Source organism: Stutzerimonas kunmingensis (assembly GCF_900114065.1).
Taxonomy (GTDB): Bacteria; Pseudomonadota; Gammaproteobacteria; order Pseudomonadales; family Pseudomonadaceae; genus Stutzerimonas; species Stutzerimonas kunmingensis.
The window spans coordinates 266261-282100 of sequence record NZ_FORS01000004.1; the positions used below are offsets into that span (position 1 = coordinate 266261).

Sequence of the window (15840 nt, forward strand, 5' to 3'; positions counted from 1 at the left end):
CTTCTGCAAGGACACAACGGCCACATGCGCACCAGTCAGTTCCTGCTCTCGACCCTCAAAGAAACCCCATCCGATGCAGTGGTCATCAGTCACCAACTGATGCTGCGTGCCGGGATGATTCGCAAGCTGGCGTCCGGTCTCTACACCTGGATGCCGATGGGGCTGCGTGCGCTGCGAAAGGCCGAGGCCATCGTTCGCGAGGAAATGAACAAGGCAGGCGCCCTGGAAGTGCTGATGCCGGCCATTCAACCAGCCGAGCTCTGGCAGGAGTCCGGCCGCTGGGAGCAGTACGGCCCGGAGCTGCTGCGTCTGAAGGACCGCCACAATCGCGAATTCTGTGTCGGCCCGACCCACGAAGAGGTCATCACCGACCTGGCACGCAACGAGCTTCACAGCTACAAGCAGCTGCCGATCAACTTCTATCAGATCCAGACCAAGTTCCGCGACGAAATCCGTCCGCGCTTCGGCCTCATGCGCGGCCGCGAGTTCCTGATGAAGGACGCCTACTCCTTCCACCTGTCCCAGGAATCGCTGCAGGAAACCTACGACCGCATGCACGAGGCGTACTGCAATGTCTTCACTCGCCTCGGGCTCGACTTCCGTCCAGTGCAAGCCGACACCGGCTCCATCGGCGGAACCGGCTCGCACGAGTTCCACGTACTGGCTGAGTCTGGCGAAGACGACATCGCGTTCAGTGACACCTCCGACTACGCCGCCAACATCGAGAAGGCCGAAGCCATTCCGCGCGAAACCGATCGTGCGGCACCAAGCGAAGAAATGCGCCTGGTAGACACACCGAATGCCAAGACGATCATCGAACTCGTAGAGCAGTTCGGCCTCGCCATCGAGAAAACGGTAAAAACGCTGGTCGTTCATGGCGTCGAAGAAGGCCAACTGATCGCCCTCATCGTACGCGGCGACCACGAACTCAACGAGATCAAGGCCGCCAACCTGGAGCAGGTTGCCAGCCCGCTGGTATTCGCCTCGGAAGCGGAAATCCGTACTGCCATTGGCGCGGGTCCCGGCTCGCTGGGCCCACTGAACCTGACGATTCCCTGTGTGATCGACCGTTCTGTCGCGCTGATGAACGATTTTGGTGCCGGCGCCAACGTCGACGACAAGCACTACTTCGGCCTGAACTGGGAGCGGGACCTGCCGCTACCGCAGATCGCCGATCTGCGTAATGTGGTTGCGGGTGATCCGAGCCCGGACGGACAGGGGAATCTGGTAATCAAACGCGGTATCGAGGTCGGCCATATCTTCCAGCTGGGCACCAAGTACAGCGAGGCTATGAATTGCCGGGTGATGGGTGAGAACGGCAAACCGGCCACTCTGATCATGGGCTGCTACGGCATCGGCGTATCCCGCGTGGTTGCCGCGGCGATCGAGCAGAACTACGACGACCGCGGCATTCTCTGGCCAGACGCGCTCGCGCCTTTCCAGATCGCCCTGGTACCGATGAAGTACGAAAATGAAGCGGTTCGTGAGGCTACCGACCGACTCTACGCCGAACTGACGGCAGCAGGTTACGAAGTGCTGCTCGATGACCGTGACAAAAAGACCAGCCCCGGCGTCAAATTCGCCGACATGGAGCTGATCGGCATCCCGCACCGCATTGTCATCAGCGATCGCGGGCTGGCCGACGGCACCCTGGAATACAAGCACCGCCGCGACGCGCAGCCTCAGCCAGTCGCGACTGCTGACATCCTGTCCTTCATCAACTCGCGTGCTCATCGCTGATCGGAAATCATGCTCAACCGACGTATTGTCGTTTCAACCAGCGCCGCGCTTTGCGCGGCGCTGCTCCTTGGCGGCTGCGCCAATCACTTGCCGCAGCGCAGCGAGCACGAGGCGCGTGTCGAGCGCAAACTGCTCGACCACAGCCTGCGCATCGAACTCGGTGAACCCCAGGTGCTCGAACTGCCGCAGCGGCGTATCCGCGTGCAAGAGCAGATGACATTCGAAGTCACCGATTTCGAAGTAACCCGCCGTTACGATCGCTATACGCCTTACCAGCCCTGGCGAGAGCTGTACGAGATTCCGCTGGGCGTCGTCGCAGTGGTCGCCGGCGTAGGCGCAAACGTGCTCAACGTGGTGATGCTCGGCAACATGCCAGAGAGCGCGACTCGCGACTGGATCAGCTACGGCTTCGCCGGCATCAACCCGTTCATGAACGCCGAGTCCAATGGCCGCTCGCAGCAGAACCTGGCCAGCCTCGACGAGCAACGCCGGGATGCGCGGCTCGAGTACACCAGCCTGCCTTGGGCGGGGCGTCCGGTGCTTGTCAGCGCCGGTCCGCACACTCACGAGCTGTCCACCGATCGTCACGGCGTCTTGCGCCTGAATCTTCTCGACGGGCCGTTCGCTGATCAGGACGTCACGCAGATCGGCAAGTTGCAGCTGTCGGTTGAGGATGAACAGGATGGCACCCGGGCAGAGGCCACGCTGCTTGTAAGCCACAAGCTGCGCGGCAAGCTGCAAGAAGCTCACGACCTGATCTTCGATGACCTGGAAGGCGACGACGTCGCGCAATGGGTGCATCGCGTCCGGCGCCTGTCCGAACTTGGTCTGGAAGAAGAAGCCAGCGAACTGGAGCAGAGCCTGATAGAGCTGACGCGCAACGACCCCGAGCTGCAACAGCACTTTCTGCAAAGTCTGATCGAAGGCAGCAACGGAAACTGAAGCCGATGAAGACGCCTGCTCTTCTTCTCGCATTGCTGCTGGTGAGCGCCCTGCCGGCAGCAGCCAATATCCGTCAAGCGCCCGAACCCGAACTCCGCGACCTCATGCAGAGGACAGTCGCTGAGGCGGACAGCTTTCAGGATCGCTTCGATGCAGAGGTTTGGCTTGTCGACATGTCCGGCCGACTCAAGCGCTACATCCCCGATGCCGAAGAGCGGCTGTTGCTGCTCCGGTTGGTGCATCGCGAGGCGAGCAAGGCGGGCCTGAAGCCGGAACTGGTGCTGGCGCTGATCCATGCCGAAAGCCTATTCGACCGATTTGCAATCTCCAGCGTTGGCGCGCAGGGCATGATGCAGGTGATGCCATTCTGGAAAGCGGAACTGGGTCGACCGCAAGACAACCTCACCGACAACGCCACCAATCTTCGCTATGGCTGCACCATCCTCAGCTATTACCTGAACAAGGAAAATGGCGACATCAACCGGGCGCTCGCGCGCTATAACGGCAGCCTCGGGCAGAATCGCTATCCGGCCAAGGTGATCGGCTTCTGGCAGGATTTCTGGTACGTCAAACCCTGAGTCACCAGGCGGGCCACCCCGGGCTACTCGCCCTTCAGCCGCGCCAGATGCACAAGGATGCCTGCGGCAGTCTGTTCGCCAACCAGGCGCTCGCGCACCTTCCCCTGGTCGTCAACCAGATAGGTCACCGGCAGCACCTCGCTACGCGGCAATTGCAGACGCTCGGCGGGATCATCACTGAGCACACGGAAGTCGATACCCAGCGCCTTGGCGGCCTGAGCGAGCTCTTCGCCGCGCAACTCGTCGAAGTTCACACCCAACACTGCCAGTCCCTGCTCGGTTTCGGCCAAGGCGTTCAGCTCCGGAATCTCGGTGCGGCAGGGACCGCACCATTCAGCCCAGTAATTGATCAGCAGCCACTGCCCCTGCAGCTGTGCCGCAGTCACTTCACGCCCGTGCTGGTCGATCCCCCAATCCTTTTCGCAGGCAGACAGGAACAGGCAGCTCAGCAGGAGCAGCAACGAGGCGATCGGTTTGGTCATGGTGCTTATTCCTTAACGTATACGGCCCGAGGATACCGCTGCGTCGCAGTCAAGGCACGCCTGGGACGCCCCGATCCTGACGCAGACCGTGGCGGCGCCAAGTAACCGTCGCGCTTTTCGCCGTTATGCGAGTCCGATCACGCGCGGCGGCGCTCAAGTGCACAGTTTTGTCGGACCTGCACTGCCTATAATTCCGCACCCACCACCGTATGCCAGTAGCGAAGCCATGTCCCAACTCCACGACAAACTGATCGGCACCGTACCCTCACGCATCGTCGAGCAAGCCGCCATCGCCCTCACTACCTATGACGGGCGCGTAGCTGAATTCAATGTCGCCAGCTGGTTGCAGCTGCAGGGACACGCAGGGCTCATGGTGTCTCTCGTCGCCAAATATCGTGATGGACAGCAGCAGCGAGAAGCGATCATTGATCACGGACGCACCGATGGCGCAGGCAAGATTCTGCTGTCCGGCGTCGCGCGGCTACCGGTCCGACTCAAGATCGAGGAGTTGCAGATTCACCTGCGTCCTGCCGCCACGGTAGCTGCAATCACCGTCGAAGAGCTGTTCGCTCACCCGGTCGAGCCCGTAGCTGCCGAAATGAAAGCCGTCCAGGCCTGATTCAGCCGCTGACCTTTTTCGGCTCCAACTGCTTGCTTGCCAAAGCGGCGTGCGGCGCGTCGGTTGGAGCATCATCCCTGACGACCAGCGATTCCGGCCATTGCCTAAAGCGAAGACCCGTAAGGCGGTTCAATGCCTCGAGCGCCGCGTCTGGCGCCCTCTGGTGCAAATACAGAATGGTGCTGCGCTTGCCGTCCATTACGTCTTCCCCTCAACTACTCCGAGCCATAGCCAGAAGCGTGCCATCACCTCGAAAACGCCGTCATGGCCTGTACGTAAGCATCTGATCGCTCGAACAACCTGCCACCGAGCGCAGCGCCTCCACGTAAACACTCCCTTACTGACGATTTTTGTCACCGCCCGATTGCAACCAGTCGGCCAGGCTGCCACTGAACAGGCTTGCCTGTTCCTGCTGCAGTAGCTCCAGTGACTGGCGCAAAGTCGGATACCAGGGTTCGTTCAGCTGCTCGGGCAACGTTACGCGTGCTGACAGTGGCCACGGGTTGCAGCGCAATAGTTTATCCAGACTGTAGTGATTCAGATCTCGACAAAGCACCCAGCCCCCGGAACCCGTCCGACAGACCAGCTGTTCCTGTTCGAAGAAGCCGAGTATGTCGTCCCACTCATCCTCGGGAAGACGCAGACCGGCCCTGTGCAGATCACGCAGGCGCAGCTCCCGCCCCTCCTGCTGACGCTGGTGCAGGTTGCGCAGCAGCATCAGCATGACCAGCAGGCGTGGCAGCGGCCGACGGCGCCATTGCTGCGACGACGACAGGCCGCAGACCAGCTCGGCGCCGAACAGCACGATCATCCAGGACAGATAGACCCATAACAGAAACAGCGGGACAGCCGCGAAAGCGCCGTAGATCAGCTGATAGCTCGGGAAATAGCTGACGTACAGGCCGAACAGTTGCTTGGCCGCCTCGAACAACACTGCGGTGAATACACCGCCCACCAACGCATGCCGTAACGGGACACGGGTATTGGGCACCGCGGCGTAGATCAGGGTGAAGGCCGCCACGCTGAGCAGCAATGGCATGACCTTGATCAGCGTGCCGACGCCAATCAGCGCGTACGGCCCCGAGATCAACGAAAGCGAGGCGATGTAGGTACTGGTGGCAAACCCTGCACCGAGCAGCAGCGGCCCGAGGCTGAGAATCGCCCAATACAGCAGAAAACTGGACACCCCCCGTCGTGGCTGTCGTACACGCCAAATGGTATTGAAGGCCTTCTCGATGGTCAGCAGCATCATCAACGCGGTAGCCATGAGAAACCCGACGCCGAACCAGGTGAGCTGCCGCGCCTGGCTGGTGAACGCGAGCAGATATTCCTGGATAGTCGCACCGGTGGACGGGATGAAATTGTTGAATATGTAGAACTGGATCTGCTCGCCAACACCTTTGAAAGCGGGAATCGCCGACAGCATGGCGAACGTGACGGTCATCATCGGCACCACGGCGAACAGGGTGGTGTAGGTCAAGGCCGCCGCGCTATGCGGACCTTGATCGGACAAAAAGCGCCGAACCAGGAAGCGACCGAACTCGAGGGCATTGTCGATGCGCTGATGCATCCCTTCTCCTTGTTACAGCTGCCTGGAGCCGTTGGCTCGACAGTGCTCATCGTCAAAAGACCCGGATCAGACCGAAAGTCTGCCCGGATCACCCGCGCTGCACATTTCGGCGAGCGCCACGTTGGGGGTTAGAATGGCCACCTCATCCGGCGAGACGCAACCACAAATGACCGAACTCACGCTGTATCACAACCCTCGCTGCTCCAAATCGCGCGGCGCCCTGGAGCTGCTTGAAGCCCGCGGTCTGACGCCCGAAATCGTGCGCTACCTGGAAACGCCCCCCACCGCAGCCCAACTCTGTGCTCTGCTGGACAAGCTGGGGCTCACCGCCCGGCAACTGCTGCGTACAGGCGAAGAAGAGTACAAAAGCCTCGACTTGGCCAATCCTGAACTCAGCGAAGCAGAACTGATCGACGCCATGATCGAGCACCCTCGCCTGATCGAACGCCCGATCCTGGTCGCGGGCAACAAGGCGATCATCGGCCGCCCGCCGGAAAAAGTGCTGGAGATCCTGCCGTGAGCACGCCCTACATTCTGGTGCTGTACTACAGCCGCCACGGCGCTACAGCCGAAATGGCCAGACAAATTGCTCGCGGCGTGGAAATGGCCGGGCTGGAAGCGCGTCTGCGCACCGTACCTGCCGTGTCCGCCGAGTGCGAAGCGGTCGCGCCCACCATTCCCGACGCCGGTGCACTGTATGCGACCCTCGAAGACCTGAAGAATTGCGCCGGCCTTGCGCTAGGTAGCCCCACTCGCTTCGGCAATATGGCGGCTCCCCTGAAATACTTCCTCGACGGCACCAGCGGCCTGTGGCTGACCGGCGAGTTGGTCGGCAAGCCAGCCGGCGTGTTCACCTCGACCTCCAGCTTGCACGGCGGACAGGAAAGCACCCTGCTGTCGATGCTGCTGCCGCTGCTGCACCACGGAATGCTGGTGCTCGGCCTGCCTTACAGCGAGAACGGGCTGCTGGAAACCCGCGGTGGTGGTACGCCTTACGGCCCTAGTCATCATGCCGGTGTGGACGGCAAGCGTTTGCTCGACGAACACGAAATCGCCCTCTGTCGCGCCCTCGGGCAGCGCCTGGCACACACGGCACAGCGGCTGGAGATGTCCCTTGGCTAAGAAGCGTAAACCGCTGCCATCACTGGAGTGGCTGACCCCGCGGGTCAAATCCAGCCGAGCGATAAGCCTTGCCAGCTTCATCGGCCTCGCAGTGCTACTGGTCGTCTGGAACCTGGCCTTTGCCGACCTGCACGGAGCCAGAACCTGGGTTGTCGTCAGCATCCAGCTCATTCCACTATTGCTGGTTGCACCAGGGATGATCGCTGGCAGCCCGAGGGCGCACGCCTGGCTCTGCTTTATCGTCAATCTGTACTTCATTCAGGGCGTGCTCGCGGCGATCGACCCGGCGCGGATGATCTACGGCCTGCTGGAGGCCGGACTGAGCCTGACATTGTTCATCGCGGCGCTGCTCTACACCCGCTGGAGCTATCAGTACGAACGCAAGGCCGCGGGCGAGGCGTGAGGGCAGCTGATCACGGCGAAAACTGCTTCAATGTTTTCGCCGACGTCGCCTAGTGGCCTGTGCGTGAGTTGGTTGAGGCAAGTTCGGATGAACGTGGCTGCGAGACAAGGCGCTGTTCCTTACCATAGCGGGGCTATGGTAAGGAACAGCAACGCAGTATCAGGGCCATGGGCGCCGAAATTGACCAGCTGAGCTTACCAAGCAGGCCACTGGCTACCAGCCGAGCGTTTCCTTGAGGAAAGGAATGGTCAGTTTGCGTTGCGCCTGCAGCGAGGCCTGATCCAGCTGATCGAGCAACTCGAACAGCGCGTTCATGCTGCGTGAGCCACGGGTCAGGATGAAGCGACCAACGTCATCCGGCAGATTCAGCCCACGACGCGAGGCTCGCAGCTGCAGGGCGCGTAGCTTGTCCTCATCGGACAGCTGTTGCAGCTGGAAAACCAGCGCCAGACTCAAACGAGATTTGAGGTCGGGCAGCGCGATCGACAACTCGCGCGGCGAGGCGTCCGCCGCCAGCAATAACCGTCGGCCGGCGTCACGCAGGCGGTTGAACAGATGGAACAACGCCTCCTCCCATACCGCGTCCCCGGCCACCGCATCGAGATCGTCCAGGCAGACCAGCTCGCTCTGCTCGAGGTTGTCGAGCAAGGCCGGACCATATTCGGCCACTTCCGCCAACGGCAGATAGACAGCCAACTCTCCGCGCTCCTCCACCCGCAGGCAGGCAGCTTGCAGCAGATGGCTACGGCCGACACCGGCCTGCCCCCAGAGATAGATCAACTCATCGGACCAGCCCGCAGCAGGTGAACACAGCCGCTCGACATAGCCGAGTGCGGCTGCATTGGCGCCAGGGTAGAAGTTGGCGAAGGTGGCGTCGTCGCGCAGACGGACGCCCAGGGGGAGCTGGATGGGTTTCATGGCTGGCTGGGTGGTTCGGCCGGTGCACCGGCGGGCTCGGCGTAAAGGTCCGAGAGTTTATAGAGATCGTGCACGTGGCGCAGCAGAACCATGATCACCGCCGCCACCGGCAGTGCCAGCAGCACACCGGTAAAACCGAACAGCTGACCACCGGCGAGCACCGCAAAAATCACCGCCACCGGATGCAGCCCAATGCGGTCGCCGACCAGTAACGGCGTCAGCAGCATCCCCTCGAGCATCTGCCCTACCGTGAATACCGCCGCCACGCCCAGCAGGGGATAAGGTGCCAGCCCGAACTGAAAGAGCACAGCGACCACCGCCGCACCGATGCCGACGACGAAGCCCATATAGGGCACGATGCTGGCGAGGCCGGCGAGGACGCCTATCAACAGCCCCAGTTCGAGCCCGACCAGCATGAGGCCGGACGCATAGATGATTGCCAATGCCAACATGACCAGCAACTGGCCGCGGAGGAATGCGCCGATCACCTCATGGCACTCGCTCATCAGACGCACCACCATGCCCTCACCGCGGCGCGGCAGCAGGCTGCGCAGCTTGAGCATGATCAGATCCCAGTCACGCATCAGATAGAAGCTCACCACCGGTATGAGCAGCAGGTTGCCGATCCATGCCAGCAGGGCCAGCCCCGACGCGGTGGCTCGGCTCAACACCATGCCGAGGACGTCAGTGGTGCTGCCCAGGTGTGCAGCGAGTGCGGCCTTCAGTTGATCGAGACGCCAGAAGTTGTCTTCCAGCCCGAACTGCGCCTGCACCCAGGGCAACGCCTGATGCTGCAACCAGTCCAGCGCCAGCGGCGCCAGCTGGTAGAGCTTCACCAGCTGCTTGCCGAGCATCGGCAGCAACACCAGCAACATCAGCAACATCAGCAACATCAGCAGACTGAACAGGGCGAATACGACGATCACCCCCCAGGTACGCGACAGCCCCCAGCGCTCCAGGCGATCGACCAGCGGATCTCCGAGATAGGCCAGCAGGATGCCGATGAGAAAAGGGGTGAGGATCGGCGTCAGCAGATATACCAGCCAGGCGCACAAGAGCACGCCTGCCAGCCAGAGCCAGCGGTTCGAATCGTTCATGGTCACTCTATGCCTTCCGTGCAGGACAGTCGCCGATATAGAAATTGCGTCATCACCAGCGGTAACGCATCACCGTGCCGCTCTCGGGCGACGCAGGCGCATTGTCGGGCTCGCCAACCACACCGCCCTCATCCATCGGCTGCCGTGCATCCAGTGGCGCCTCGTCTTCGGCGACTTCCTGCAAACGCGCCAGCGCCAGCTGAGCACGCAACTGCTCCGGACTGGCGTTGACGCGATAGACCAGGCGATCACTTTCCACCCGCAGCAGGTTGCCACCAAAGGGTTCGAGCAAGCGATCCAGCTCCGCGAATCTCGCGACATCGGCCCCCAGGATCTCCAGGGTGATGTCCGACGCGGCGCCTGACGCAACCACATAGCGTGGCGCCAGGTACTCACTGACGGACAGCATTACCGCGTCCGCCAGTCGCTCGAGGGTTTCCGCCTCAGCCTTGCCGTCGCGCTGCTCGTCGTCGAGCCAGACGTTCCACTGCGCCTGCCAGCGGGAATCGGCTTCTCGCGCATGGACCGCCAGCAGTACGTCGGCATCGTAGCGCTCGGACGCCTCGCCCAGCGTCTCCCGGCTGTTCGCGCCAAATGCGTCCGGTGTTGCCAGCAGCTGTTCGGACAGATCCGCCAGCGGCAGGCGCAACGGCAGGCCACGGTGCTGCGCGGCGGCGCGCACTGGCGCAGCGCTGCGCTGATCGTCGCCAAGCAACTGGGTGCCCTCGACCCGCTCGTTCAGCCACCAGACCAGAAGCGTCGGTCGGTTCGCACCCCACAGCGACAAGCCGGCACTACGCAGGCTGCGCTCCGTGGTGCCTGGATCGAAGTCGACGACGATATGGTCGTGCTCGTAACCATACTTGCTGATCAGTTGCTGCGGGTCCTTGCGCAGCTCAGCGACGGCCTCGCGCTTGCTTGCCTGCGCATCGCCGGTCAGGCGCAACAGCAAGGTATCGAAAGCCCGCTGCAACACAGCTGCGCGCCCCTCGCTCTGCTCGCCGGAAACAGGCTCACGCACCTGATACAGACCCTTGAGCTGTTCGGCCTGACCGGGCAATGACGCCCCCAGCGCAAGGCACAGAATGAGTAAGCGGTAGACAAGGCGCATGATTGATTCTCGCAGGCCGCCGGACCCCGGGGCAGGAAGTAGAGGAAACAGGACGCTACACCTTAAACAGCCGGCCCAGAGCCGGCAACCGCCTACCTCACAGATGCCCGACTCAAAATGCGCCCCCCGCGCCATCGGAGCTGCCGGGATGGCCGCTGCGCGGCAAGCCTGATAAAATCGCGCGCTTTCCGCAGACCGGTTCCGGCGCTTGTACGAGCCCGGCATTCAGTACCCAGGCAAACGCGACGCAGGTGGATTCAGCCCCGGCGTCAACCGGCCACTCTGGTGACAACACCAGTCGCCGGAAACGGTTAGCCCTGGCGTGGATGCAGCACCGGCCGGTCGACACCCGCACTCCTTTCACAGGTCCGGATTCTATGAGCAAGCAACCCTCCCTCAGCTACAAGGACGCTGGCGTCGATATCGATGCAGGCGAAGCGCTGGTCGAACGCATCAAAGGCGTGGCCAAGCGCACCGCACGACCTGAGGTAATGGGCGGCCTGGGCGGCTTCGGCGCCCTGTGCGAAATCCCGGCAGGCTACAAGCAGCCGGTGCTGGTATCCGGTACCGACGGTGTCGGCACCAAGCTGCGCCTGGCACTGAATCTGAACAAGCACGACAGCATCGGCCAGGATCTGGTCGCCATGTGCGTCAACGATCTGGTGGTCTGTGGCGCCGAGCCGCTGTTCTTCCTCGACTACTACGCCACCGGCAAGCTCAACGTCGACGTGGCCGCCACCGTGGTGACCGGCATCGGTGCCGGCTGCGAACTGGCCGGCTGTTCGCTGGTAGGCGGCGAAACCGCCGAGATGCCCGGCATGTACGAGGGTGAAGACTACGACCTGGCCGGCTTCTGCGTCGGCGTTGTGGAGAAGAGCGAGATCATCGACGGCTCGAAAGTCGCCGCGGGCGACGCGCTGATCGCCCTGCCCTCCTCGGGCCCGCACTCCAACGGCTACTCACTGATTCGCAAGATCCTCGAAGTGTCCGCCACCGACATCGAGAACACCCAGCTGGACGGCAAGCCGCTGGCCGACCTGCTGATGGCGCCGACGCGCATCTACGTCAAGCCGCTGCTCAAGCTAATCAAGGACACCGGTGCGGTCAAGGCCATGGCCCACATCACCGGCGGCGGCCTGCTCGACAACATCCCACGGGTACTGCCTGACAACGCCCAGGCGATCATCGACGTCGCCAGCTGGCAGCGCCCGGCAGTGTTCGACTTCCTGCAGGAAAAAGGCAACGTCGACGAACACGAAATGCACCGCGTGCTCAACTGTGGCGTCGGCATGGTCATCTGCGTCGCCCAGGATCAGGTCGAGCCGGCTCTGGCCAATCTGCGCGCATCCGGCGAATCGCCCTGGGTGATCGGTACGATCGCCACCGCGGCGCAAGATGCCGAACGAGTCCAGCTGAACAACCTGAAACAGCACTGATGACCGCAAGCTGCAATGTGGTGGTGCTGATTTCAGGGTCCGGCAGCAATCTGCAGGCGCTGATCGACAGCCAGGCCGAAGACAATCCGGCGCGTATCCGCGCCGTGATTTCCAACCGGGCCGATGCATTCGGCCTGACGCGGGCGCAAGACGCCGACATCCCCACAGCAGTGCTCGATCACAAGGCCTTCGATGGCCGTGAGTCGTTCGACGCCGCACTGATGGAAGTAATCGACGAACATGCGCCGAATCTGGTCATCCTCGCCGGGTTCATGCGCATTCTCACGCCAGGCTTCGTCCGCCATTACCAGGGCCGCCTGCTGAACATCCATCCTTCGCTACTGCCCAAGTACAAGGGCCTCGATACCCATCGCAGAGCACTGGAAGCGGGCGACAGCGAACACGGTTGCAGCGTGCATTTTGTCACCGAGGAGCTGGACGGCGGCCCGGTCGCTATCCAGGCGGCGCTGGCGGTAGAGCCTGGTGAAAACATCGAGCAGCTGACGCGGCGCGTGCATTCGGCCGAGCACCAGATCTACCCGCTGGCCATGCGCTGGTTCGCCGAAGGGCGCTTGCGCCTCGCCGAACAAGGCGCGATGCTGGACGACGTCAACCTGCCGGCCTCCGGCTATCAGATCAGAATCTAGGAGATACCATGCGTCGCGCTTTGCTGCTCGCTCTCGCCGTGCTGACCCTGCCGGTCCAAGCCCTGGAGCTCAAGCCCTTCTCCGCTAGCTACACCGCCGACTGGAAGCAGGTTCCGGTCAGTGGCACAGCTCAGCGCAGCCTCGAGCAGCTGGACGATGGCAACTGGAGGCTGGATTTCGAGGCCTCCATGCTGGTCGCCAGCCTCAACGAGCGCAGCACGTTCCGCACCGAGGGCGATACCTTCCTGCCACAGACCTACCGCCTCAAGCGCAGCGGCCTGGGCAAGGGCAAGCGTGTCGAGCACCGCTTCGACTGGGACACCAAGCAGGTCGAAGGCAGTGACCGGGGTGATCCGGTCAAGCTGCCGCTGCATCGCGGCTTGCTGGACAAATCCACCTACCAGCTGGCGCTGCAGCAGGAAGTCGCGGCCGGCAAGCAGAGCATGAGCTATCAGGTGGTCGATGGCGACGAGATCGAAACCTACGATTTCCGCGTACTAGGCGAAGACAAGGTCAGCACCAAAGCCGGCCAGGTCGATGCCATCAAGGTCGAGCGCGTGCGCGACCCAACGCAGAGCAAGCGTGAAACCATCCTCTGGTTCGCCAAAGACTGGGACTACCTGCTGGTCCGCCTGCATCAGGTCGAGACGGACGGCAAGGAATACCAGATCATGCTCGAAGAAGGCCGTGTCGGCGGCAAGACCGTCAAAGGCAACTGAGTCATCGCGGCGGGCCTTCGCGACCGCCGCCTCCCACCTGCTTCGAGTTTTACGATGACCTCTTCACGCCCCCTGCTGATTGCACTGCTCCTGTCCCTGGCCGGTTGCCAGTCATTCTTCGCCGAGCGCCCTCCGGCCAAGGCAGCAACCGAACGCCTGCAAGGTGAAGTTCGACAAGTCGACGGCCAGCTTCAGTTGCAGAGCTGCCAGGGGCAACGGACGTTGAAACTGCTGAGCCAGGACACCGGGTTGCAGGACGACGCGCAGGTGCTGCGAGTCGATGATCAGGATGCACTGTTCGCCGACCTGCGCGGCACCCTCAGTCAGGCCGAACCGGACGGTACTGGCCAACTCGCGTTGACCCGCATCTATCGCCTGCAGCGCGAAGGCCACGGCTGTGACGAGGAGAACTTCAAGCAGCTGATCCTGCGCGCCAGCGGTCATGAACCAGGCTGGATGCTGACCGTGACCACCCGCGGCATGCTACTCGTTCGGCCGGGGCAATCACCGATCGCCCTGCCTTATCTGGAAGAGCAGCTTCCCGGTGGCCAGCTCAGTTTCACCAGCGAGGCCAACCAGCAGCGCCTTGACCTGTGGGTTGCACCGCAGCGCTGTGTCGACAGTGCCAGCGGCACGGTCAGCCACCTCAGTGCGGAGCTCCGTCTGGACGGCCAGACATTGCGCGGTTGCGCCTACTACGGTGGCGCACGCGACGACTGATCTCACGAATGCGGGGCGTTCGCCGCGCTCATCCTGAAAGAACTGCATCCATGAACAACGCCCTGAATCTGCTGCACCCATACCCCTTCGAGAAGCTGCGTGGCCTGCTCGCTGGCGCACAGCCGCCTGCCGACAAGCGTGCCATAGCGCTGTCGATTGGCGAGCCGAAGCATCGCTCGCCGGACTTCGTTGCCCAGGCACTGGCGGACAACCTTGATCAGCTGGCGGTCTATCCGACCACGCTCGGCATCCCGGCGCTGCGCGAAGCCATCGCGCGCTGGTGCGAGCGGCGCTTCGGCCTCGCCGCAGATGCACTGGACCCGGCGCAGCACGTGTTGCCGGTCAACGGTACGCGCGAGGCACTGTTCGCCTTCACCCAGGCCGTGGTGGATCGCTCAGCGGACGGTCTGGTGGTCAGCCCGAATCCGTTCTATCAGATCTACGAAGGCGCAGCCCTGCTCGCCGGCGCCACGCCTCATTACCTGCCTTGCCTCGAGCAGAACGGCTTCAACCCGGACTTCGATGCCGTGCCGGCGGATGTCTGGCAGCGCTGCCAGATTCTCTTCCTTTGTTCACCGGGCAACCCGACCGGTGCGCTGGTGCCGCTGGAGACGCTGAAAAAGCTGATCGCGCTGGCCGACCAGTACGACTTCGTCATTGCCGCCGACGAGTGCTACAGCGAGCTGTACTTCGACGAGGCTAATCCACCTGCAGGGCTGCTTACCGCCTGTGCAGCACTGGGCCGCACCGATTTCAAGCGCTGCGTGGTGTTCCATAGCCTGTCGAAGCGCTCGAACCTGCCGGGGCTGCGTTCGGGCTTCGTCGCCGGTGATGCCGAGATCCTCAAGTCCTTCCTGCTCTACCGCACCTATCATGGCTGCGCCATGCCCGTGCAGACCCAGCTGGCGAGCATCGCGGCCTGGAACGATGAGATTCACGTGCGCGCCAACCGCGAGCTGTATCGGGCGAAGTTCGATGCCGTGCTGGAAATACTCGCGCCGGTCATGGACGTGCAACGCCCCGATGGTGGCTTTTATCTGTGGCCGAAAACGCCGATGGACGATCAACAGTTCACCCGCGAGCTGTTCGCCCGCGAGCATGTCACCGTGGTGCCGGGTTCCTACCTGTCGCGCGAAGTGGACGGCATGTCACCCGGCGTCGGCCGCGTGCGTATGGCACTGGTTGCGCCGCTGGCCGAATGCATCGAGGCGGCGCAACGCATTCGCCACTTCATCGAAACGCTCTGATTGCGCGCCGGGCGGTTTGGCCGCCCGGCCTGACGAGGTTCAGGCAACGCCCGGCGGGATCGCATCCTTGCCATAGTCGCGCAGTTTTTCCAGATTCTCCGGCTTCATGTGCTCGGGTATGTCTGCGCCCTGATGCTCGTCGCGGGATGTGGGATTGGCCTTATCAAGCGCCTCCTCGGTACGCTCGTCGTGATCGCTCATATGCTGCGTCCTGTTCAGATGGCGTGTTCTTCCCAGATCAGCTCGCCTTCGTCGCTGACCTCTATAACTTTAGTCAAAGCTGCCTCGGCAATCGCGTCGGCTTCGGAGGCCAGGTCGTAGCGACGGCCATCTGCGATCTTGAATACGTGTACATGCTCGTCGCTGTCGCGCCGTTTGATGGCGATAACCGCTTCGAACGCATCCTCGGCAGGCACCGCCGAAGAAATCGCTTCGAAATTCTCGAAATGCTTGCGTGCCATTACTCGTCACCTCACCGTTGCGATTGTC

At 62.5% G+C, this 15840-nt stretch carries 20 protein-coding genes; 12 read left to right on the forward strand and 8 right to left on the reverse strand.

Going from position 1 to position 15840, the window contains the following annotated elements; genetic code table 11:
- Window positions 1-24 precede the first annotated feature (24 nt).
- From BM275_RS12325 to BM275_RS12335, 3 genes are read left to right on the forward strand one after another with little or no spacing between them, the layout of a single operon-like run.
- The gene (locus tag BM275_RS12325; protein ID WP_090521360.1) at window positions 25-1740 is read left to right on the forward strand and encodes a proline--tRNA ligase; all 1716 of its coding nucleotides are present in this window, start codon (window positions 25-27) and stop codon (window positions 1738-1740) included.
- Between the two features lie 9 nt (window positions 1741-1749).
- Window positions 1750-2682, forward strand: coding sequence for a hypothetical protein (locus tag BM275_RS12330; protein WP_090521363.1), 933 nt, complete (start codon window positions 1750-1752; stop codon window positions 2680-2682).
- 5 nt (window positions 2683-2687) lie between these two features.
- Entirely contained in the window at window positions 2688-3260 is a 573-nt protein-coding gene (locus BM275_RS12335) for a lytic transglycosylase domain-containing protein (RefSeq protein ID WP_090521366.1), read from the forward strand.
- A 23-nt stretch (window positions 3261-3283) separates the two neighbouring features.
- Here BM275_RS12335 and BM275_RS12340 read toward each other — a convergent pair whose 3' ends face one another.
- The gene (locus BM275_RS12340; RefSeq protein ID WP_090521368.1) at window positions 3284-3742 is read right to left on the reverse strand and encodes a TlpA family protein disulfide reductase; all 459 of its coding nucleotides are present in this window, start codon (window positions 3740-3742) and stop codon (window positions 3284-3286) included.
- Window positions 3743-3968: 226 nt separating this feature from the next.
- Between BM275_RS12340 and BM275_RS12345 the strand changes: the two genes are divergently transcribed.
- Window positions 3969-4361, forward strand: coding sequence for a hypothetical protein (locus tag BM275_RS12345; protein ID WP_045666692.1), 393 nt, complete (start codon window positions 3969-3971; stop codon window positions 4359-4361).
- 1 nt (window position 4362) lies between these two features.
- Here BM275_RS12345 and BM275_RS12350 read toward each other — a convergent pair whose 3' ends face one another.
- Together BM275_RS12350 and BM275_RS12355 are read right to left on the reverse strand one after the other, a co-directional pair.
- Window positions 4363-4560, reverse strand: a complete 198-nt coding sequence (locus tag BM275_RS12350; RefSeq protein WP_014821052.1) for a hypothetical protein — start codon at window positions 4558-4560, stop codon at window positions 4363-4365.
- Window positions 4561-4698: 138 nt separating this feature from the next.
- A complete protein-coding gene (locus BM275_RS12355; protein WP_014821053.1) occupies window positions 4699-5931 on the reverse strand; it encodes a virulence factor BrkB family protein in 1233 nt (410 codons plus the stop codon).
- A 166-nt stretch (window positions 5932-6097) separates the two neighbouring features.
- Between BM275_RS12355 and arsC the strand changes: the two genes are divergently transcribed.
- From arsC to BM275_RS12370, 3 genes are read left to right on the forward strand one after another with little or no spacing between them, the layout of a single operon-like run.
- Entirely contained in the window at window positions 6098-6451 is a 354-nt protein-coding gene (gene arsC / locus BM275_RS12360) for an arsenate reductase (glutaredoxin) (protein ID WP_014821054.1), read from the forward strand.
- On the forward strand, window positions 6448-7053 hold the full coding sequence (gene wrbA, locus BM275_RS12365) for an NAD(P)H:quinone oxidoreductase (RefSeq protein WP_090521372.1): 606 nt from the start codon (window positions 6448-6450) through the stop codon (window positions 7051-7053). The genes arsC and wrbA overlap by 4 nt, the downstream gene beginning before the upstream one ends.
- The gene (locus BM275_RS12370; protein WP_014821056.1) at window positions 7046-7456 is read left to right on the forward strand and encodes a DUF2069 domain-containing protein; all 411 of its coding nucleotides are present in this window, start codon (window positions 7046-7048) and stop codon (window positions 7454-7456) included. Before wrbA ends, BM275_RS12370 begins: the two co-directional genes overlap by 8 nt.
- Before the next feature lie 213 nt (window positions 7457-7669).
- Here the strand turns inward: BM275_RS12370 and hda are convergent, their stop codons facing one another.
- Genes hda through BM275_RS12385 form a run of 3 tightly spaced genes read right to left on the reverse strand, consistent with a single transcriptional unit; the run spans window position 7670 to window position 10582 of the window.
- Window positions 7670-8374, reverse strand: coding sequence for a DnaA regulatory inactivator Hda (gene hda, locus BM275_RS12375; RefSeq protein ID WP_023446273.1), 705 nt, complete (start codon window positions 8372-8374; stop codon window positions 7670-7672).
- Complete coding sequence (locus tag BM275_RS12380; RefSeq protein WP_090521376.1) at window positions 8371-9471, reverse strand: AI-2E family transporter; 1101 nt, start codon at window positions 9469-9471, stop codon at window positions 8371-8373. Before BM275_RS12380 ends, hda begins: the two co-directional genes overlap by 4 nt.
- A 52-nt stretch (window positions 9472-9523) precedes the next feature.
- Entirely contained in the window at window positions 9524-10582 is a 1059-nt protein-coding gene (locus tag BM275_RS12385; RefSeq protein ID WP_090521380.1) for a DUF2066 domain-containing protein, read from the reverse strand.
- 377 nt (window positions 10583-10959) lie between these two features.
- On the opposite strand from BM275_RS12385, the gene purM reads away from it, so the two are divergent.
- From purM to dapC, 5 genes are read left to right on the forward strand one after another with little or no spacing between them, the layout of a single operon-like run.
- Entirely contained in the window at window positions 10960-12018 is a 1059-nt protein-coding gene (purM, locus tag BM275_RS12390; RefSeq protein WP_023446276.1) for a phosphoribosylformylglycinamidine cyclo-ligase, read from the forward strand.
- Window positions 12018-12665 (forward strand): phosphoribosylglycinamide formyltransferase, encoded by a 648-nt coding sequence (purN, locus tag BM275_RS12395; RefSeq protein ID WP_090521384.1) that lies wholly within the window; start codon window positions 12018-12020, stop codon window positions 12663-12665. Before purM ends, purN begins: the two co-directional genes overlap by 1 nt.
- 8 nt (window positions 12666-12673) lie before the next feature.
- On the forward strand, window positions 12674-13384 hold the full coding sequence (locus BM275_RS12400) for a DUF3108 domain-containing protein (protein ID WP_090521387.1): 711 nt from the start codon (window positions 12674-12676) through the stop codon (window positions 13382-13384).
- A 54-nt stretch (window positions 13385-13438) separates the two neighbouring features.
- Entirely contained in the window at window positions 13439-14104 is a 666-nt protein-coding gene (locus BM275_RS12405; protein ID WP_090521390.1) for a COG3650 family protein, read from the forward strand.
- Between the two features lie 50 nt (window positions 14105-14154).
- Window positions 14155-15351 (forward strand): succinyldiaminopimelate transaminase, encoded by a 1197-nt coding sequence (dapC, locus tag BM275_RS12410; RefSeq protein WP_090521392.1) that lies wholly within the window; start codon window positions 14155-14157, stop codon window positions 15349-15351.
- A 39-nt stretch (window positions 15352-15390) separates the two neighbouring features.
- Here the strand turns inward: dapC and BM275_RS22265 are convergent, their stop codons facing one another.
- Both BM275_RS22265 and BM275_RS12415 read right to left on the reverse strand, forming a co-directional pair.
- Window positions 15391-15552: a hypothetical protein gene (locus BM275_RS22265; RefSeq protein WP_023446281.1), complete on the reverse strand. Its 162-nt coding sequence runs from the start codon at window positions 15550-15552 to the stop codon at window positions 15391-15393.
- A 14-nt stretch (window positions 15553-15566) separates the two neighbouring features.
- Entirely contained in the window at window positions 15567-15812 is a 246-nt protein-coding gene (locus BM275_RS12415; protein ID WP_014821066.1) for a hypothetical protein, read from the reverse strand.
- Window positions 15813-15840 lie beyond the last annotated feature (28 nt).